The 17,191-nt window shown below is 66.4% G+C and carries 20 protein-coding genes; 11 read left to right on the top strand and 9 right to left on the bottom strand.

Annotated features, from left to right (window positions below; translation table 11 throughout):
• The first annotated feature begins 53 nt into the window (after positions 1-53).
• From BWR19_00890 to BWR19_00860, 7 genes are all read left to right on the top strand, one after another.
• Entirely contained in the window at positions 54-599 is a 546-nt protein-coding gene (locus BWR19_00890) for a TIGR02444 family protein (GenBank protein APX91621.1), read from the top strand.
• Between the two features lie 89 nt (positions 600-688).
• Positions 689-1,705 carry a C4-dicarboxylate ABC transporter gene (locus tag BWR19_00885; GenBank protein APX91620.1) on the top strand — a complete coding sequence of 339 codons (1,017 nt, stop codon included), beginning with the start codon at positions 689-691 and terminating at the stop codon, positions 1,703-1,705.
• Between the two features lie 202 nt (positions 1,706-1,907).
• Positions 1,908-2,495 carry a C4-dicarboxylate ABC transporter permease gene (locus BWR19_00880; GenBank protein ID APX91619.1) on the top strand — a complete coding sequence of 196 codons (588 nt, stop codon included), beginning with the start codon at positions 1,908-1,910 and terminating at the stop codon, positions 2,493-2,495.
• Between the two features lie 15 nt (positions 2,496-2,510).
• Positions 2,511-3,794 carry a C4-dicarboxylate ABC transporter permease gene (locus BWR19_00875; protein APX91618.1) on the top strand — a complete coding sequence of 428 codons (1,284 nt, stop codon included), beginning with the start codon at positions 2,511-2,513 and terminating at the stop codon, positions 3,792-3,794.
• A gap of 29 nt (positions 3,795-3,823) precedes the next feature.
• Positions 3,824-4,258: a universal stress protein UspA gene (locus BWR19_00870; GenBank protein ID APX91617.1), complete on the top strand. Its 435-nt coding sequence runs from the start codon at positions 3,824-3,826 to the stop codon at positions 4,256-4,258.
• A gap of 105 nt (positions 4,259-4,363) precedes the next feature.
• The gene (locus BWR19_00865; GenBank protein ID APX91616.1) at positions 4,364-5,050 is read left to right on the top strand and encodes a hypothetical protein; all 687 of its coding nucleotides are present in this window, start codon (positions 4,364-4,366) and stop codon (positions 5,048-5,050) included.
• A gap of 5 nt (positions 5,051-5,055) precedes the next feature.
• Positions 5,056-6,105, top strand: coding sequence for a poly(3-hydroxybutyrate) depolymerase (locus BWR19_00860; GenBank protein ID APX91615.1), 1,050 nt, complete (start codon positions 5,056-5,058; stop codon positions 6,103-6,105).
• A gap of 24 nt (positions 6,106-6,129) precedes the next feature.
• Here the strand turns inward: BWR19_00860 and BWR19_00855 are convergent, their stop codons facing one another.
• Both BWR19_00855 and BWR19_00850 read right to left on the bottom strand, forming a co-directional pair.
• On the bottom strand, positions 6,130-6,720 hold the full coding sequence (locus BWR19_00855; GenBank protein ID APX91614.1) for an SCO family protein: 591 nt from the start codon (positions 6,718-6,720) through the stop codon (positions 6,130-6,132).
• Positions 6,717-7,163, bottom strand: a complete 447-nt coding sequence (locus BWR19_00850; GenBank protein ID APX94847.1) for a hypothetical protein — start codon at positions 7,161-7,163, stop codon at positions 6,717-6,719. The genes BWR19_00855 and BWR19_00850 overlap by 4 nt, the downstream gene beginning before the upstream one ends.
• 180 nt (positions 7,164-7,343) lie before the next feature.
• Here BWR19_00850 and BWR19_00845 point away from each other — a divergent pair, with 180 nt between their 5' ends.
• Positions 7,344-8,261 carry a transporter gene (locus BWR19_00845; protein APX91613.1) on the top strand — a complete coding sequence of 306 codons (918 nt, stop codon included), beginning with the start codon at positions 7,344-7,346 and terminating at the stop codon, positions 8,259-8,261.
• Positions 8,262-8,501: 240 nt separating this feature from the next.
• Here BWR19_00845 and BWR19_00840 read toward each other — a convergent pair whose 3' ends face one another.
• The 3 genes from BWR19_00840 to BWR19_00830 are packed head-to-tail and all read right to left on the bottom strand — an operon-like array spanning position 8,502 to position 10,290.
• Complete coding sequence (locus BWR19_00840) at positions 8,502-9,251, bottom strand: tRNA (guanosine(46)-N7)-methyltransferase TrmB (GenBank protein ID APX91612.1); 750 nt, start codon at positions 9,249-9,251, stop codon at positions 8,502-8,504.
• A gap of 30 nt (positions 9,252-9,281) precedes the next feature.
• Entirely contained in the window at positions 9,282-10,079 is a 798-nt protein-coding gene (locus tag BWR19_00835) for a thiazole synthase (GenBank protein ID APX91611.1), read from the bottom strand.
• 10 nt (positions 10,080-10,089) lie between these two features.
• Positions 10,090-10,290, bottom strand: coding sequence for a sulfur carrier protein ThiS (locus BWR19_00830; GenBank protein APX91610.1), 201 nt, complete (start codon positions 10,288-10,290; stop codon positions 10,090-10,092).
• Between the two features lie 102 nt (positions 10,291-10,392).
• Here BWR19_00830 and BWR19_00825 point away from each other — a divergent pair, with 102 nt between their 5' ends.
• Positions 10,393-10,785 carry a hypothetical protein gene (locus tag BWR19_00825; GenBank protein ID APX91609.1) on the top strand — a complete coding sequence of 131 codons (393 nt, stop codon included), beginning with the start codon at positions 10,393-10,395 and terminating at the stop codon, positions 10,783-10,785.
• Here the strand turns inward: BWR19_00825 and BWR19_00820 are convergent.
• Together BWR19_00820 and BWR19_00815 are read right to left on the bottom strand one after the other, a co-directional pair.
• A complete protein-coding gene (locus tag BWR19_00820) occupies positions 10,761-11,174 on the bottom strand; it encodes a phenylacetic acid degradation protein (protein ID APX91608.1) in 414 nt (137 codons plus the stop codon). The genes BWR19_00825 and BWR19_00820 overlap by 25 nt on opposite strands.
• A 151-nt stretch (positions 11,175-11,325) precedes the next feature.
• On the bottom strand, positions 11,326-13,500 hold the full coding sequence (locus tag BWR19_00815; GenBank protein ID APX91607.1) for a malate synthase G: 2,175 nt from the start codon (positions 13,498-13,500) through the stop codon (positions 11,326-11,328).
• A 217-nt stretch (positions 13,501-13,717) separates the two neighbouring features.
• Here BWR19_00815 and BWR19_00810 point away from each other — a divergent pair, with 217 nt between their 5' ends.
• Together BWR19_00810 and BWR19_00805 are read left to right on the top strand one after the other, a co-directional pair.
• Positions 13,718-14,698, top strand: coding sequence for an alpha/beta hydrolase (locus BWR19_00810; protein APX91606.1), 981 nt, complete (start codon positions 13,718-13,720; stop codon positions 14,696-14,698).
• Complete coding sequence (locus BWR19_00805) at positions 14,695-15,189, top strand: hypothetical protein (protein ID APX91605.1); 495 nt, start codon at positions 14,695-14,697, stop codon at positions 15,187-15,189. The genes BWR19_00810 and BWR19_00805 overlap by 4 nt, the downstream gene beginning before the upstream one ends.
• A gap of 25 nt (positions 15,190-15,214) precedes the next feature.
• Here BWR19_00805 and BWR19_00800 read toward each other — a convergent pair whose 3' ends face one another.
• A complete protein-coding gene (locus BWR19_00800) occupies positions 15,215-16,726 on the bottom strand; it encodes an ATP-dependent protease (GenBank protein APX91604.1) in 1,512 nt (503 codons plus the stop codon).
• 31 nt (positions 16,727-16,757) lie between these two features.
• On the bottom strand, positions 16,758-17,132 hold the full coding sequence (locus BWR19_00795; GenBank protein ID APX91603.1) for a hypothetical protein: 375 nt from the start codon (positions 17,130-17,132) through the stop codon (positions 16,758-16,760).
• Positions 17,133-17,191 lie beyond the last annotated feature (59 nt).

The raw sequence follows: 17,191 nt of genomic DNA, 5'->3' as shown, positions 1-17,191 counted from the left end.
GCTGGCTCCGGTAGATCGGCAGGGTGGCTCTCCACCCCTGAGGAACGAATGGCATGGATTCTACCCAATTGTCGGCCCGCTTGCGGCGCTGTCTACGCGAAGCGCCGCTGTGGGACTTTGCCCTGGCACTGTATGCCCGAGACGGCGTAGAAGCGGCCTGCCTGCAGCTACAGGACGAGGCTCACGCCGATGTTTGCGAACTGCTGTGGCTGTGCTGGCTCGACGCCCACGGGCTGGTAGCTCAGGGCGAGCTCGGCACAGAGCTGGCAACGCTGCGCCACTGGCAGGCCGAGATGACCCGGCCGCTGCGACAGCGCCGGCGCGCCCTGAAACAGCAAGCGCTCACCAACCCCGAGATCGCCGAGCTGCGCGAGGTGCTCAAACGCGCCGAACTGCTGGCCGAGCGTGAAGCGCTGCGGCAGCTGCAGCGAATCAGCGAGGATCGACTGGCCGCCGGGGGCCTGCTCCGACCTCGCGAGCCGAGCGATCTGCCCCTGGTGAATCGCTTGTACGCCTGGCTACCCGAACGCAAAAAACACCACCTCGACGCCCTGCAAACCCTCGAACGCTGCCTTGACCCCTCCCGGGGCCCGCGCTAGCCTGAAATCACAACTGCATGTTTTTAAACCTGCACTTCAGCCAGTCGGGATGTAGCGATACTGGCTCAACCTTGTGAGGGAAGACAAAAATGATGGTTCGCAACCTACTCACCGCCGCCAGTGTCGGCGCCCTGCTGTTCGGCCTTTCCGCCGCTGCCAGTGCCGATAATTGGCGCTACGCCCACGAGGAATTCGAAGGCGATGTTCAGGACGTCTTCGCCGTAGCCTTCAAGGAGTATGTCGAGGAAAATTCCGACCACACCGTGCAGATCTATCGCTTCGGTGAGCTCGGCGAGTCCGACGATATCATGGAGCAGACCCAGGCCGGCATCCTGCAGTTCGTCAACCAGTCACCGGGCTTCACCGGCTCGCTGATCCCCGAGGCGCAGATCTTCTTCATCCCCTATCTGCTGCCCACCGATGAAGAGACCGTGATCGAGTTCTTCAACACCTCTACGGCGATTCACGAAACCTTCCCCGAGCTGTATGCCGAGCAGGGCCTCGAACTGCTCAAGATGTACCCGGAAGGTGAAATGGTCGTCACCCTGGACGAACCCTTCACCACCCCCGAAGAGCTGCGCGGCAAGAACATCCGCACCATGACCAACCCGCTGCTCTCCGAGACCTACCGCGCCTTTGGTGCCACGCCGACCCCGTTGCCGTGGGGCGAGGTCTACGGTGGCCTGCAGACCAATATCATCCAGGGCCAGGAGAACCCGATCTTCTGGATCGAGTCCGGTGGCCTGTACGAGGTGTCGCCCAACCTGGTGTTTACCGGCCATGGCTGGTTCACCACCGCGATGATGGCCAACCAGGACTTCTACGAGGGCCTCTCCGAAGAGGACCAGCAGCTGGTTCGCGATGCCACCGAGGCCGCCTACGAGCACATCATCGAGCACATTTCCGGGCTCGCCGACGACTCGCTAGCGGCGATTCAGGAATCCTCCGACGAGGTCACCGTGACCCGCCTCGACGAGGAGCAGATCGAAGCCTTCCGCGCCCGCGCCCCGCAGGTCGAGGAGCGCTTCGTGGAGATGACCGGCGACCGCGGTGCCGCGCTGCTCGAGCAGTTCAAGGCCGACCTCGAGGCCGTCACCAACGAGTGATGCCGCGCCGCGCACGCCTGGCGTGCCACGCAGCTAACCGCACAGGGGGCAGCCGCAAGGCTGCCCCCTCGTCGTTGCCACCCGGCCAAACAGCGTTGATTCTGCGCCTGCAGGCGACAGCGCATCGGCTTAGGCTGGGAGGTGTCACCATTCGTTTACACGCAATCCGTCACGTGATCCAGACCGCGAGGAGTCCTTCGACATGGACATGAGCGAAGAAGACGTCGCAGAACAGCAGTACCGCTCCACCCTGCCCGGGCCGCTGGGCGTAGTCGACACCTGGATCAGCAAGGCCGAGGCCATGATCCTGGCCACCGGGGTCATCCTGATGGCGATCAACACCGTGGCCAACGTCATCGGCCGCTTCGCGTTCGGCGAGAGCCTGCACTTCTCCGAAGAGGTCAACCGCATCCTGATCGTGATGATCACGTTCGCGGGCATTGGCTATGCCGCCCGCCACGGCCGGCATATCCGCATGTCGGCGATCTACGATGCCCTGCCCACCGGCGCGCGCCGCTGGTTGATGATCTTCATCTGCCTGTTCACCGCGCTTGTCATGTTCACGCTGTGTTACTACTCGATCGGCTATATCCAGACCACCTACAGCCGCGGCCGGGTGCTGCCGTCGCTGAGTATTCCGGTGTGGATCATGTACCTGTGGGTGCCGCTGGGCTTCACCGTCACAGGCATCCAGTACCTGCTGACCGCCTTCAAGAACCTGACCTCTCGTGACGTCTATCTCTCGACCCATGTGGTCGACGGATACAAGGACACGGAAACCGAAGTCTGACGCGGGGAACGCACCATGACGACAATCATTATCTCCATCATGATCGTGCTGCTGCTGCTCGGCTTCCCGATGATGATCCCGCTGGTCACCGCCGCCTTCGTCGGTTTCTACATGACCTTCGGCGGCACTGGCCAGATGGAAACCCTGATCCAGCAGATGATGGGCGGCATACGCCCCACCGCGCTGATCGCCGTGCCGATGTTCATCCTGGCCGCCGACATCATGACCCGCGGCCAGTCCGCGCATCGCCTGATCAACATGGTGATGAGCTTCGTCGGCCACGTGAAAGGCGGCCTAGCAGTAAGCACCGCGGCGTCCTGTACGCTATTTGGCGCGGTCTCCGGCTCGACTCAGGCGACCGTAGTGGCCGTCGGCTCGCCGCTGCGCCCGCGCATGCTCAAGGCCGGCTACAAGGACCCCTTCACCCTGGCATTGATCATCAACTCCAGCGACATCGCCTTTTTGATCCCGCCGAGCATCGGCATGATCATCTACGGGGTGATCTCCGGCACCTCGATCGGCGAGCTGTTCATCGCCGGCATCGGCCCGGGGCTGCTGATCCTGTTCATGTTCTCGATCTACTGCGTGCTGTATGCGGTGATCAAGGACGTGCCCACCGAGCCCAAATCGAGCTGGCGCGAGCGCCTCACCGCGGTGCAGCGCGCGCTGTGGCCGCTGGGCTTTCCGGTGCTGATCGTCGGCGGCATCTATGGCGGTATCTTCAGCCCCACCGAAGCGGCGGCCGCCTGCGTGCTGTATGCGGTGCTGCTGGAATTCGTGGTGTTCCGCTCCCTCAAGCTGCAGCACATCTACACCATCGCCAAGTCCACCGGGCTGATCACCGCCGTGGTCTTCATCCTGGTGGCGGTGGGCAACGGCTTCTCGTGGGTCATCTCGTTTGCCCAGATTCCCCAGGAGATACTCGCCGCGGTGGGCATCGACGAGGCCGGCCCGGTAGGCGTGCTGATCGCCATCTCGGTGGCCTTCTTCGTGGCCTGCATGTTCGTCGACCCGATCGTGGTGATCCTGGTGCTGACGCCGATCTTCGCCCCGGCGATCGCCGCCTCCGGGCTCGATCCGGTCCACGTCGGCGTGTTGATTACCCTGCAGGTGGCGATCGGCTCGGCCACGCCACCCTTCGGCTGCGATATCTTCACCGCCATCGCCATCTTCAAGCGCCCCTACTGGGAAGTGATCCGCGGTACGCCGCCTTTCATCTTCATGCTGGTGGTGGCGGCGGCCCTGGTGATCATGTTCCCGCAGATCGCGCTGTTCCTGCGTGACCTGGCGTTCCGGTGAGCCACTCGCCCCACGAGGAGGAGGTGACGATGTTCAAGCGAATCCTGGTCCCGGTCGACGGCTCCAAGCGCGCCCTGCGGGCGCTGGACAAGGCCGTCGAACTGCAGCGGCTGACCCACGCCGAGCTGTACGTGCTGTGCGTGTTCAAGCACCACAGTCTGCTCGAGGCGTCACTATCGATGGTGCGCCCGGCCAAGCTCGACATCCCCGACGACGCGCTCAAGGAGTACGCCTCCGAGATCGCCCTCAACGCCAAGCACCGCGCCATCGAGCTCGGCGTCGAGGGGGTGCGGGCCTTCGTCAAGGGTGGCCGCCCGTCGAGCACCATCGTGCGCTTTGCCCGCAAGCGCGAGTGCGACCTGATCGTGCTCGGCTCCAAGGGCACCAACGGCGAGTCGAGTATTCTTGGTAGCGTCTCGCAGCGGGTCGCGAGCATGGCCAAGTGCCCGGTTCTGGTGGTCTAGGTGCCCAGCGAGTGCGCAAATGCACCGCAATAGCGCGGGTGCGGAAACTCATGGCGCCTGATAGAGTCCGAGACACGACGCCTTACAATGAATCGAGGACTCTGCATGAAGACACTGGTTTCCGCTGCGGCACTTGGCACCCTGCTGGTCGCCTCCCCGCTGGCCCTGGCGGCCCCCGAGACCGAGCAAGAGCAGCTCAGCTACAGCCTGGGGGTCACCCTTGGCCAGAGCCTGGTACAGGACGTCGAGGAACTGGATCTCGACGCCTTCACCCAGGCCATCGAGGACGTCTACGCCGGTGGCGAACTGGCCATGAGCGAAGAGCAGATGGCTGAGGCACTGACCCGCTTCCAGGAGAGTGCCATGGCCAGTCGCGAGGCCCAGGCCTCACAGGCTGCCGAGACCAATCGCGAAGCAGGCGAGGCCTTCCTCGCCGAGAACGCCGAAGAAGAGGGCGTCGAGGTCACCGACTCCGGCCTGCAGTACCAGGTGGTGGAGTCGGGCGATGGCCCATCGCCGGGCGCCTCGGACAGCGTCGAGGTGCACTACGAGGGCACGCTGCTCGACGGTACCGTGTTCGACAGCTCCTACCAGCGCGGCGAGCCGGTCAGCTTCCGGGTCGATCAGGTCATCGAAGGCTGGCAGGAAGCCCTGCAGCTGATGAGCGTCGGCGACACCTGGATGATCTACCTGCCCTCTGAGCTGGCCTACGGTGAAGCCGGTACCGGTGGTCCGATCGGCCCCAACGAAACGCTGATCTTCAAGGTCGAGCTGCTCGGCATCGACGATTGAACACCATGCAACCCGCGCTGTTAGTGTGCGGTCTGGCGCTGGGCCTGGCGGGCCCGGCGCTGGCCGACAGCGATACGCTTCCCGCCCTTCCCGGGCTCGATATTGCCCCGGAGCGCATCAGCGTGGTGGGTGTCTCGTCGGGTGGCTACATGGCCACCCAACTGGCCGTGGCCTTCCCCGAGACCTACCGTGGCCTGGGCGTATTCGCCGCCGGCCCCTGGGGCTGCGCCCAGGGCAGCCTGCGCCTGGCGCTGGGCCAGTGCATGACCCAGCGGCATGGCTTGCCGAGTCTCTCCGAACTGGAGACCCGACTCGCCACCTACCGCAGCGAGGACCGCCTCGGGCCTGCCGACGCCCTGGCCCGGCAGCGGGTCTTCGTGTGGCACGGCGAGGAGGACGAGGTGGTCGACCCGGCGCTCGGCGAGCTGCTCGCGACCCAATATCGCCAGTGGTTGGCCCACCCAGATCAACTCCGTTTCGTGACCGCCGAGGACGTCGGCCACGGCTGGCCAGTGGGCGGCACCGGCCTGGCCCACATTACCGAGCTGGCCGACTGCCGCCTCGGCGGTAGCCCACACCTGCTGGCCTGCGACCGCGATGCGTCGGGCGAGGTCCTGAACTGGCTCTACGACGACCTGACGCCGCCCGCTGGCGACGGCCGAGGCACGCTGCTGCCCTTCGATCAAGGTGAGTTCTATCGTGGCTCAGGGCTTGCCGAGCAGGGCAAGCTGTACCTGCCCAAGGCCTGTGAGGAGGGTGCGACCTGCGGCCTGGTGGTGGCGCTGCACGGCTGCAACATGAATCAGGAGCAGGTCGAGGACGCCTTTATCCGGCATACCGGGCTCAACGCCTGGGCCGACGCCAATGACCTGGCCGTGCTCTACCCGCAGACCGACACCAGCATGGCCAATCCCCAGGGCTGCTGGGACTGGTGGGGTTTCGATGAAAGCAGTTGGGAACCTTCAGCCGGCTATGAAACCCGCGACGGCCATCAGGTGCAGGCGCTGCACGCCATGGTCGAGCGGCTTAGCGGCGACCCAGCAGAGTCGCCCTGAGCCCTGACTGCTTGACGACGCGCCTCAGCCGCCGCTGAGCTCGTGGCGCACGGCAGAGATCAGCGAGTGCGGCGTCGGGGCGTAGAGCACCCGCTGGCGGATCTCGCCGTGGCGGTCGACCAGGTACATCGAGGAGCTATGGTCGACGGTGTACTCCATCGCCGAGCCCTCCATGTCGTGCCGGCGCCAGAACAGGTTATAGCGCTCGGCGATATCGTCGAGCTGCTCCTCGCTGCCGCGGGCGCCGATAAACTGCTCGCCGAAGTAGCCGACGTACTCCTCGAGGCGCTCGAGGGTATCGCGGGCCGGGTCGACGGTAATCAGCACCGGTACCAGCCGCTCGGCATGCTCCGGCTCGAGCTGCTGTAGCGCCTGGCGAATCACCGCCAGGGTCATCGGGCAGATATCCGGGCAGTAGGTGTAGCCGAAGAACAACACCGCCAGCTCGTCGTCGTCCATGGCCGCCAGCGAGAACTCGCCCTGGGTCGAGGGCAGCGCCACTTCGCCACCCCGCGGTTCGCCGTCATCGCCGTGCTGCTGCACCCACCAGATGGTGCCGAGCGCCACGACCAATACCAGTGTGGCGATGCCCGCCCACCGCATCTTGCGCGTCATACCGCACTCCTCTTGATATCGAAATCGAACCAGCTTCCCTTGCGACCCTGAGGGGTCTCGATCACTACCTGAACGCGCCAGGGCATCACCGACTCGGTGCATACGCCGATCTGGGCGTTGCCGCGATACACCCCGTTGCCCTGCGACTCGAGGATAAAGCGGTGCACGCCCATGTGCATATTGCGACCCACCAGCTCGAGCGTCACCGACCGCGCCTCGAGGTTGTCCAGCTGCACCTCGACGGGCAGGATCTCTAGTTCGCGCAGCTCACCGTCGAAATCCAGCGACAGCCGCGACGCCATGCCCAGGCTCGCCTGGCAGGCGCCCTGATGCAGGTCGCAAGGAGAACTCGGCGGATACCAGGTAACGTCGTCGCTGCTGCCGCGCAGATAGTAGTTGCCGAGATACCACATCGCCACGACCACCGTCACCAGCGTGACCATGATCAGCAGATTGAGCAGCGGTGAGCGCGGGGTCGCCTCGTCCGAGGATGGGGGCAGCGTGGTCATGGCAGCACCAGGACCCTCCAATGAAGTGGCAATAGCCGGTAAGCTTATCAGCGTTTGCCTCATGACGACCTGTGGAAGGTTGTCGCATCCTAAGGTCGATAACAAGGAGTATCCATGGGCGATGTGGCCAGCGCGCTGGGCCCGCTGTTCCTGCTGATCCTGCTGGGCGCCGCGCTGGGCTGGAAACGCCTTCCGGGCGGTGATTTCTGGCCCCAGATGGAGAAACTGATCTACTTCCTACTGTTTCCGGCGATGCTGGTGGCCACCCTGGCTACCGCGGATGTCAGCCAGGTGCCGGTGGGGCGTGTCGCACTGGTGCTGCTGGGCGTGATGGCCGTCCTCGGCGCGCTACTTTGGCGGCTGCGCCAACGGCTGGGCCTCGACCCAGCGGCCTTCACCTCGGTGTTCCAGGGCGCGCTGCGCTTCAATACCTATGTCGGCGTGGCCGGGGCCAGCGCCCTGCACGGCAGCGCCGGGGCCACCGTCGCCGCGGTGGCCGTGGCACTGATGGTACCGGTGGTCAACGTGCTGTGCGTGGCGAGCTTCATCGCCGCCGGCACGTTAGGGCCAGCCAGCCTCGGCAAGAGCCTGCTGGCGCTGGTACGCAACCCGCTGATACTCGGCTGCCTAATAGGGATCGCCCTTAACCTGAGCGGCATCGGTCTACCCGGCTGGAGCGCCCAGACCATCGGCCTGCTGGGCAGCGCGGCGCTGCCACTAGGCCTGGTGGCAGTGGGCGTGGCGCTGCGCCCACGGGCGCTGGTGCGCCTCGACCGCGGCGTCTGGGCCGCCAACCTGCTCAAGCTGGTGGTGATGCCGGCCCTGGTGCTGACACTCGCCCTGCTGCTGGGACTCGACCCGGTGAGCCGCGACGTGGCGCTGCTGTTCGCCGCCCTGCCCACCGCCACCTCGGCCTATATCCTGGCCCGCCAGCTGGGTGGCGATGCCGAGCTGATGGCCGCCTTGATCACCGGCCAGACGCTGCTGGCGATGCTGACGCTGCCGCTGTGGCTGCGCCTGGTCGGCGGCTAAATAAAAAATATTCTCGTTACGCTTGACGCCGCGAATGCGAACGATTATCTTAACAACCGTGGCGCTGCCAGGCGCCACACACCATCGCAGCGAATGTCAGGTTTTCTGCCATGGTTTCTCCTCATCAAGCTAGTCACGGTCTTCCGCCGCTCCTCCCGGAGCGGCTTTTTCTTTTCTATCCCTGCAACGAACGCGCCCCACCATGGAGATGGGGCGCAGCGCCGAATGCGATGCTAGCGTTCAGGAATCGCGGGCGTAGATCAGGTCCCAAACGCCGTGGCCAAGGCGCTCGCCGCGGGCCTCGAACTTGGTCAGCGGCCGGAACTCGGGGCGCGGCACATAGGGCGCCGTCTCTACCGCCGCGGTGTTGCGATAGCCCGGCGCGGCATTCATCACATCGGCCATCCACTCGGCGTAGGCCGCCCAGTCGGTGGCCAGGTGAAAGGTGCCACCCGGCTTCAAGCGAGTCCGCACCAGCTCGACGAAGGCCGGCTGGACGATGCGCCGCTTGTGGTGCTTCTTCTTCGGCCAGGGGTCGGGGAAGAACAGCTGCAGAGTATCGAGGCTGGCCTCGGGCAGGCACTCCTCGAGCACGCGCAGGGCGTCCTCGCGGTATACGCGCAGGTTGCTCAGGCCGCGCTTGTCGGCCTCGTCGAGCAGCTTGCCGACACCGGGGGCGTGTACCTCGATGCCGATGAAGTCGGTCTCCGGGTGGGTTTCGGCCTGCTCGATCAGCGAAGCGCCCATGCCGAAACCGATCTCCACCACCCGTGGCGCACGGCGCCCGAACAGCGCGTCGAGATCCTGGCGACCCTCGGCGAGGGTCAGCCCCAGCCGCGGCCAGACCTCCTCGAGACCGCGGGTCTGGGCAATGGTCATGCGCCCTGCGCGCAGCACATAGCTCTTGATGCCGCGCCGGTGCAGCGGCGCCGCGGGGCTCTCGGGCGCACTGGTGGCGGCGTCGGGTCGGTCGTCGTGGGTATCACTCATGCGTCACGCGGATCTCATCGTAGCGGGCAATCAGCCGTTGATACGGCCGGCGAAGGGCGAAGAGGGCTCGGCGCTCTGGCGGCGCGGCATGCGCCCGGCCAGGAAGGCGGCGCGGCCGGCCTCGACGGCCTGCTTCATGGCGCCGGCCATCAACACCGGCTGGCGGGCGTGGGCGATGGCCGAGTTCATCAGCACGCCGTCGCAGCCCAGCTCCATGGCCATGGCGGCGTCGGAGGCGGTACCGATGCCGGCATCCACCAGCACCGGCACCTCGGCCTGCTCGATGATCAGGCGAACGTTGTGCGGGTTCTGGATACCGTGACCGGAGCCGATCAGCGAGCCCAGCGGCATCACCGCGCAGCAGCCCAGGCGCTCGAGCTCCTTGGCGACGATGGGATCGTCGCTGGTGTAGACCATCACCTCGAAGCCGTCGGCGATCAGCGTCTCGGCGGCTTTCAGCGTCTCCACCACGTTGGGGTAGAGCGTCGCGTCATCGCCGAGCACTTCGAGCTTGACCAGCTTATGGCCATCGAGCAGCTCGCGGGCCAGCTTGCAGGTGCGCACCGCGTCCTTGGCGGTATAGCAGCCGGCGGTGTTGGGCAGCAGGGTATAGCGCTCCGGCGGCACCACGTCGAGCAGATTGGGTTCGCCGGCTTGCTGCCCCAAGTTGGTGCGCCGCACCGCGAAGGTCACCACCTCGGCGCCGGAGGCCTGGATGGCGGCGGCGGTCTCGTCGAAATCGCGGTACTTGCCGGTGCCGACCAGCAGGCGCGAGGCAAAGCGATGACCCGCCACCTGCAGCGGCTGGTCCTGGAAACGGTCTGTCATGATGGCTCCTCTAGCCCCCGCCGATGGCGTGGACGATTTCGACGCGGTCGCCGTCGGCCAGCCCCTGCTGGGCGTGCTGGCTGCGCGGCACGATCTCTTCGTTGACCTCGACGGCGATGCGTCGACCGGTCAGGTCGAGGGAGGCGATCAGGTCGCTGATCGTAGCCTCGGCCTCGAGGGTTCTGGCTTCGCCGTTTAGCAGGATCTGCATATTGGTCCTCCAGCGAATCGCAGCGGTTCGGGGGCCACTATTGTAGCCTGTAACGCCCCCGCGGGGTACGGTATGGGCGCCTTCGACAAGGAGATTTCCCCCATGCGCGATACCCCCTGGTGGCTGGCGATAGCGCTTAGCGGCGGCCTGGCCGTGGCGCTCGGCGCCTTCGCCGCCCATGGCCTGCAGGGCCAGCTGCCGGCACGCCTGCTGGCGGCCTTCGAGACCGGCGTGCGCTATCAGATGTGGCATACCCTGGCGATGCTCGGGGTGCTGGCCTGGCGCGCCGGCCAGCCCCTGCGCGGCCAGCAGCTGACGCTGGGACTCTGGGCACTGGGCGTGCTGCTGTTTTCGGGGTCGCTCTACGCCCTGGCGCTGAGCGGCATCGGCCGCTTGGGCATGATCACGCCGCTGGGCGGCGTCGCCTTTATCGCCGGCTGGGTGATGCTTGCAGTCACCGCGCTACGCGCTCAATCGGCATCGGGTAAGACGTAAGTCGCCGTCACCAGCGCCACCGGCTCCTCGTCGCCGGCGGAGAACAGCTGCACCTCGCCCACCGCCAGGCGGCGGCCGAGCTTGACCACGCGGGCGTTGGCGATCAGGTCGCGGTCACCGCGAGCGCGGCGCAGGAAGTGGCAGTTCATGTCGCTGGTCACCGCCATCGGCTCGGGGCCGATCTGCGCCAGGATCGCCACGTAGAGGCAGACGTCGGCCAGGCCCATCATGCTCGGCCCGGAGACACAGGCGCCGGGGCGCAGGTGTTCGTCCTCGATGGCCAGGCTCATGGTGGCGCGCATCTCGTCGACGCCCTCGATGGTGCCCTGGCGATGCGGAAACACCTCATCGAGAAATTCCTCGATGGCGGCTGCGGTCATTACGGTCATGGCGCCCTCCTGGCGGCTCGGCGGCGAGTGTCGCTGCGCCCAAGATAGCGCAAGGCGCGCCGTACGGCGATATCCCTACACGGCGCCCGCCTCACAACGCAACGGGCCCCGGTGCAGTGCACCGGGGCCCGTTCATGGCACGCGACCGGGATTACTTGGCCTTGTGCACCTGACGCCACTCGTGCAACAGCGGCTCGGTGTAGCCCGCCGGCTGCACGCGCCCCTTGAACACCAGGTCACAGGCGGCCTTGAAGGCGCTGGAGGCCTTGAAGTCGGCGCTCATGGCGGTGTAGCCGGGGTCGCCAGCGTTCTGCTCGTCGACCACCTTGGCCATGCGCTCCAGGGTCTTCTGCACGCGCTCGGCGTCGACCACCCCGTGGTGCAGCCAGTTGGCCAGGTGCTGGCTGGAGATACGCAGCGTCGCGCGGTCTTCCATCAGCCCGACGTTGTGGATGTCCGGGACCTTGGAACAGCCCACGCCGTGCTCGACCCAGCGCACCACATAGCCGAGGATGCCCTGGCAGTTGTTGTCGAGCTCCTGCTGGATCTCTTCGTCGGACCAGTTGACGCTCTCGGCCACCGGCACCGTCAGCAGGTCGTCGAGCAGGTCGACGTCACCCTGGCCTTCGAGCTCGCGCTGTACCGCCGCGACATCGACCTGGTGGTAGTGCAGGGCATGCAGCGCGGCAGCGGTAGGCGACGGCACCCAGGCGGTGTTGGCGCCGGCTTTCGGGTGGCCGATCTTCTGCTCGAGCATGGCCGCCATCAGGTCGGGCATGGCCCACATGCCCTTGCCGATCTGGGCGCGTCCGCGCAGCCCGCAGGCCAGGCCGACCAGCACGTTGTTGCGCTCGTAGGCGCCGATCCACTTGGCGCCCTTCATGTCGCCCTTGCGAATCATGGGACCCGCTTCCATGGCAGTGTGCATCTCGTCACCGGTGCGGTCGAGGAAGCCGGTATTGATGAACACCACCCGCGACGCCGCCTCGTTGATGCACGCCTTGAGGTTGACGGTGGTACGCCGCTCCTCGTCCATGATGCCCATCTTGAGGGTATCGCGGGTCATGCCCAGGATGTCTTCCACGCGGCCGAACAGCTCGTTGGCAAAGGCGACTTCCTTGGGACCGTGCATCTTGGGCTTGACGATATACACCGAGCCGGCCCGCGAGTTGCGCGGCTCACCGTCGCCCTTGTTGAGGTCGTGCAGCGCCAGCAGGCCAGTGACCACTGCATCGAGGATGCCTTCCGGCAGCTCGTTGCCGTCGGCGTCGAGCACCGCAGGGTTGGTCATCAGGTGGCCGACGTTACGCACGAACATCAGCGCGCGACCGGGCAGGGTCAGGCTGCCGCCGTCAGGGGTCTGGTACTGACGATCCGGATTGAGGCGCCGGGTGATGGTCTTGCCGCCCTTCTCCAACTGCTCTTCCAGGTCGCCCTTCATCAGACCCAGCCAGTTGCGATAGACCACCACCTTGTCTTCGGCGTCGACCGCCGCCACCGAGTCCTCGCAGTCCATGATGCTGGTCAGCGCGGCCTCGACCAGCAGGTCCTTGACGCCGGCCGGGTCGGTCTTGCCGATCGGGTGGCTGGTATCGAACTGGATTTCCAGATGCAGGCCATGGTTGGAGAGCAGGATGCCCTCCGGCTTGGCGGCATCGCCCTGGAAACCGACCAGCTTGCCGGGGTCCTTGAGGCCGGTCTCGCGGCCGCCGTCGAGGGTCACCACCAGATGGCCGTCGCGCACCGCATAGTTGACGGCATCGCGGTGTGAGCCGGTGGCCAGCGGCGCGGCGCGATCGAGCACGCCGCGGGCGTAGGCGATGACCTTGTCACCGCGCTTGGGGTTGTAGCTCGACCCCTTCTCGGCGCCGTCCTCCTCGCTGATGGCATCGGTGCCATAGAGAGCATCGTAAAGGCTGCCCCAGCGCGCATTGGCGGCGTTGAGCGCGTAGCGGGCGTTGTTCACCGGTACCACCAGCTGCGGGCCGGCCTGGTTGGCGACCTCGGCATCGACGTTGGCAGTGGTGGCGGTCACCTTGGCCGGCGCCTCGGCAAGGTAGCCGACACGCTTGAGAAAGTCGCGGTAGGCGGGCATGTCGCCGACCGGGCCGGGGTTCTCGCGATGCCAGGCATCGAGCTCGCCCTGCAACCGCTCGCGCTCGGCGAGCAATTCGCGATTCTTCGGGGTCAAATCGTGGAACAGCGCATCGACACCGGACCAGAAGGTCTCTGCATCGACGCCGGTGCCAGGCAGGGCCTGGTCATTGATGAAACGGTCTAGCTCGGAGGCCACCTGAAGACGATGGCGGGTGACACGATCGGTCATGAGAGTCTCCTGATGCGCTGTGACCGGCATCACATACCGGCCGTGGGTCGTTTTGGGTGTTCCTAAAAGTAACATTTTTTTATGGAAATGACTTCCACATGCTACCTGAAAATGTCACCGCGGTCTGCCAGGGCTCGACCAAATGATGAAATGCCGCTGTCGAAATATGGCTTGCCACGCCTGCTGGCGCTAGCATAAGCGTACTAGGGAGGGTTCGATGACCGATTTCGCACCGCTGCAGGCCCTCGGGCCCATCGCGCCGGCCCGCGTACAGGGTAGTACGCCATGGACGTCGCATCTCGATCACTATCTCGCACACTACCAGCTCGCCCCACTACTAGCCGACCATGTCGGCCTGCATGTCGGCTATCTGGATGCGCGCGGCTTTCGTCTGTGGACGCAGGTCTGGACGCCCCAGGCGGCACGCGGCACCGCCTTCGTGGTCCACGGCTACTTCGATCATCTGGGCCTCTACCGCCACCTGCTGGAACGGCTGCTGAGCGAGGGCTGGCGGGTGGTGCTGTGGGATCTGCCGGGGCACGGCCTGTCGAGCGGCGAGCGCGCCACCATCGATGACTTCGACGACTACGGCGAATGCCTTGCAGCGCTTCAGGCCCAGCTCGATCAGCAGGGACTGATTCCCAAACCGTGGGTGGGGATCGGCCAGAGCACCGGGGCGGCAATCCTCGCTACCGACGCGCTGCGCCATGGCGAGGCCAGCACCTGGCACGGTCTGGCGCTGCTGGCGCCGCTGGTGAGGCCCCTGGGCTGGCCACAGTCGAGCTGGCTGCACCTGCTGGCCAGTCCTTTCATTACCACGCTGCCGCGCAAATACCACCCCAACTCCTCGGACAGCGAATTCACCGCCTTCCTGCGTGAAGCCGACCCGCTGCAGCCCGACTACCTGACGCTGACCTGGGTCAGCGCCATGCGCCGCTGGATGCCGCAACTGATCGCACTGCCGGAGAGCACGCTGCCGGTACTGATCCTGCAGGGCGAGCAGGATCTGACCGTCGACTGGGCCTGGAACCTCGAGGTGATGACGCGCAAGTTTCCTCTCGCTCGCGTGCATCGCCACCCCGAAGCCCGCCATCATCTGGTCAACGAGGCCGAGCCGATTCGCCAGGTGCTGTTCGATGAGTTGAGCGGGTTCCTCGATGAATTGGTGCCCCATGACGTAACGCGGATAGCCACATGAAGCAGCGCACTCCCTGGCGGCGAGTGGTGCTGCTCTGCCTGGTACTCGGCGGCTGCGCCAGCGCGCCGGACGCGCCCACCCTGCTGCGCCAGGCGCTTTTCGGCCTCGGCGAAACGGCCACCGCCAGCCTGCTGAGCGAACCGGTGTGGACAAGGAACACCCCCGACGTGGTGCTGCTGCTGGCCACTCCCGACGTCGACGACAGCCTGGGAGTCAGCCAGTCGCGCTTCACCGAGAGCCTAAGCCGCGCGCTACTGGCCCCCAGCGACGGGCCGCAGGTCATCGACTGGGCGCCGGAGATGCAGGACAGCGACTCGCGGGACAATCAGTGGCTGCTGGAGACCAGCCTCAGCGCCGACGGCCCGCGGCTGAGGCTGTCGGACCGCGATCTACTGCCCTATGCGCTGCACATGCGCCTGCGCCGCCTGGGAGATAGCGAACCGCAGTGGCAGGAGACGCTGTACGGCGCCTTCGACGCCACCGCGCTGTAAGAGGGTTTCTACAAAAGGGGCTGACTTAACCGCCCTTGAGCAGCCGGTCGAGCTGCCGATAGCCGATCGCCTCCATCAACTGGCGACGCTCGGGGTGCGCATCGCCGGCCAGGTCGGCCAGGGTCAGGGCCACGCGCAGCACCCGGTGATAGGCACGCGCCGAGAGATTGAGCCGCTCCAGCACGTCAGCCAGCCAGGCGCGAGTAGCCGTATCCAGCGCGCAGGCGGCTTCCAGTTCACGCCCGGGCAGATGGGCATTCAGCGCGCCGCGCTTGGCCTGCCGGGCACGCGCCGCCAGCACCCGTTCGCGCACCGCGGCGGAGCTCTCTGCGGACTGCTGAGAGGTCAACTGCTCCGGCGGCAGGGCCGGCACCTCGACCTGAAGATCGATGCGGTCCAGCAGCGGCCCCGAAAGCCGCTGCTGGTAGCGCTGGATCTGCGCGGCACTGCACTGGCAGCGGCTGCGCGGGTCGCCGAGGTGGCCGCAGGGGCAAGGGTTCATGGCGGCAACCAGCTGGAAGCGGGCCGGGTAGCGGCGCTGGTGATTGGCCCGCGACAGCGAGATGCTGCCCGACTCCATCGGCTCGCGCATCACCTCGAGCACGCTGCGCGAGTACTCTGGCAGTTCATCGAGAAACAGCACGCCGTGGTGGGCCAGCGAGATTTCCCCGGGCCGCGGCTTGGAACCACCGCCGACCAGCGCCACGGCGCTGGCGGTATGGTGGGGAGCACGGAACGGCCGCTGCCCCCAGCCATCGGTGAGCGGCTGGCCGATCACCGAGCGGATCGCCGCCACTTCCAGCGCTTCATCTTCGCTCAGCGGCGGCAGAATCCCCGGCAGGCGGCTGGCCAGCATGGTCTTGCCGGTGCCTGGCGGACCGGCCAGCAGCAGGTTGTGCGAGCCTGCCGCAGCGATCTCCAGGGCGCGGCGCGCCTGGTGCTGGCCGCGCACCTCGGCCAGGTCCATGCCGCTGGCCACGGCCTCGAGCGGTCGCGGCTCGGCGTGATGCGGTGTGATGCGGCGCTGCCCTAGCAGGTGCGCGACCACCTCTAAGAGATGCTCCGCCGGCAAGACCTCCAGCCCGCTGGCCAGGGCCGCTTCGTCGGCGTTGGCGCGTGGCACTATCAAGGTGCGCCCGGCACGCCGCGCCGCCAGCGCCACCGGCAGCACGCCGGACACCGGGCGCAGCTTGCCGTCCAGTGCCAGTTCACCCAGGCACTCGACATCCGCAAGCGCCTCGCCAGGCACCTGCCCCGAGGCCACCAGGATGCCCAGCGCGATCGGCAGATCGAAGCGCCCGCCATCCTTGGGCAGGTCGGCGGGCGCCAGATTGAGGGTGATGCGGCGGGTGGTGGGAAACTCGAGGCCGGCATTGACCAGTGCACTGCGCACCCGCTCGCGGCTCTCCTTGACCGCCGCCTCGGCCAGCCCCACAAGGGTCAGGCCCGGCAGGCCGTTGGCCAGATGCACCTCGACCAGCACCTCCGGCGCGTCGAGCCCCAGGCTGGCCCGGGTATTGATGATGGCAAGCGTCATGGCGGTCCCTCGCCGGTGAAATGACCCCGCGTCAGCGCGAGGCTTCGCCCCCGCCGGCATCTTCGGCAGGCGGCGTCTGCTGCCCCGCAGCGTGGCTTGCGGGCTCTGCCTCGCTCGTCGCAGTCCCCTCGTCCAATGCCGCTTCCAGCGTGGCGACACGGGCCTCCAGCGCTTCGACGCGGCTGCGGGTGCGCTGCAGCACATCCATGAGAATATCGAAATCTTCGCGGGAGACCAGCTCGAGTCGCTCACAGGCGCCGCGCACCACCTGCTGCACGCCTTTCTGGATCTCCTCCGGCGCATGGGAGGCACCCTGCAACCGCTCACCCAATTCGCGGGCCAGGCGGCCGAATCGATCTTGATGGATCACGTGGCTCTCCTCATCGTCCAGTGAACAAGTGTTCATTCAAGCATACCCAAGCTTCTTGCAGCACGCATGCACAAGCCGCGCTTCATGATGAGGCA

The organism is Halomonas sp. 1513, assembly GCA_001971685.1.
GTDB lineage: Bacteria > Pseudomonadota > Gammaproteobacteria > Pseudomonadales > Halomonadaceae > Franzmannia.
This window is presented reverse-complemented; position numbering and strand designations above follow the sequence as displayed.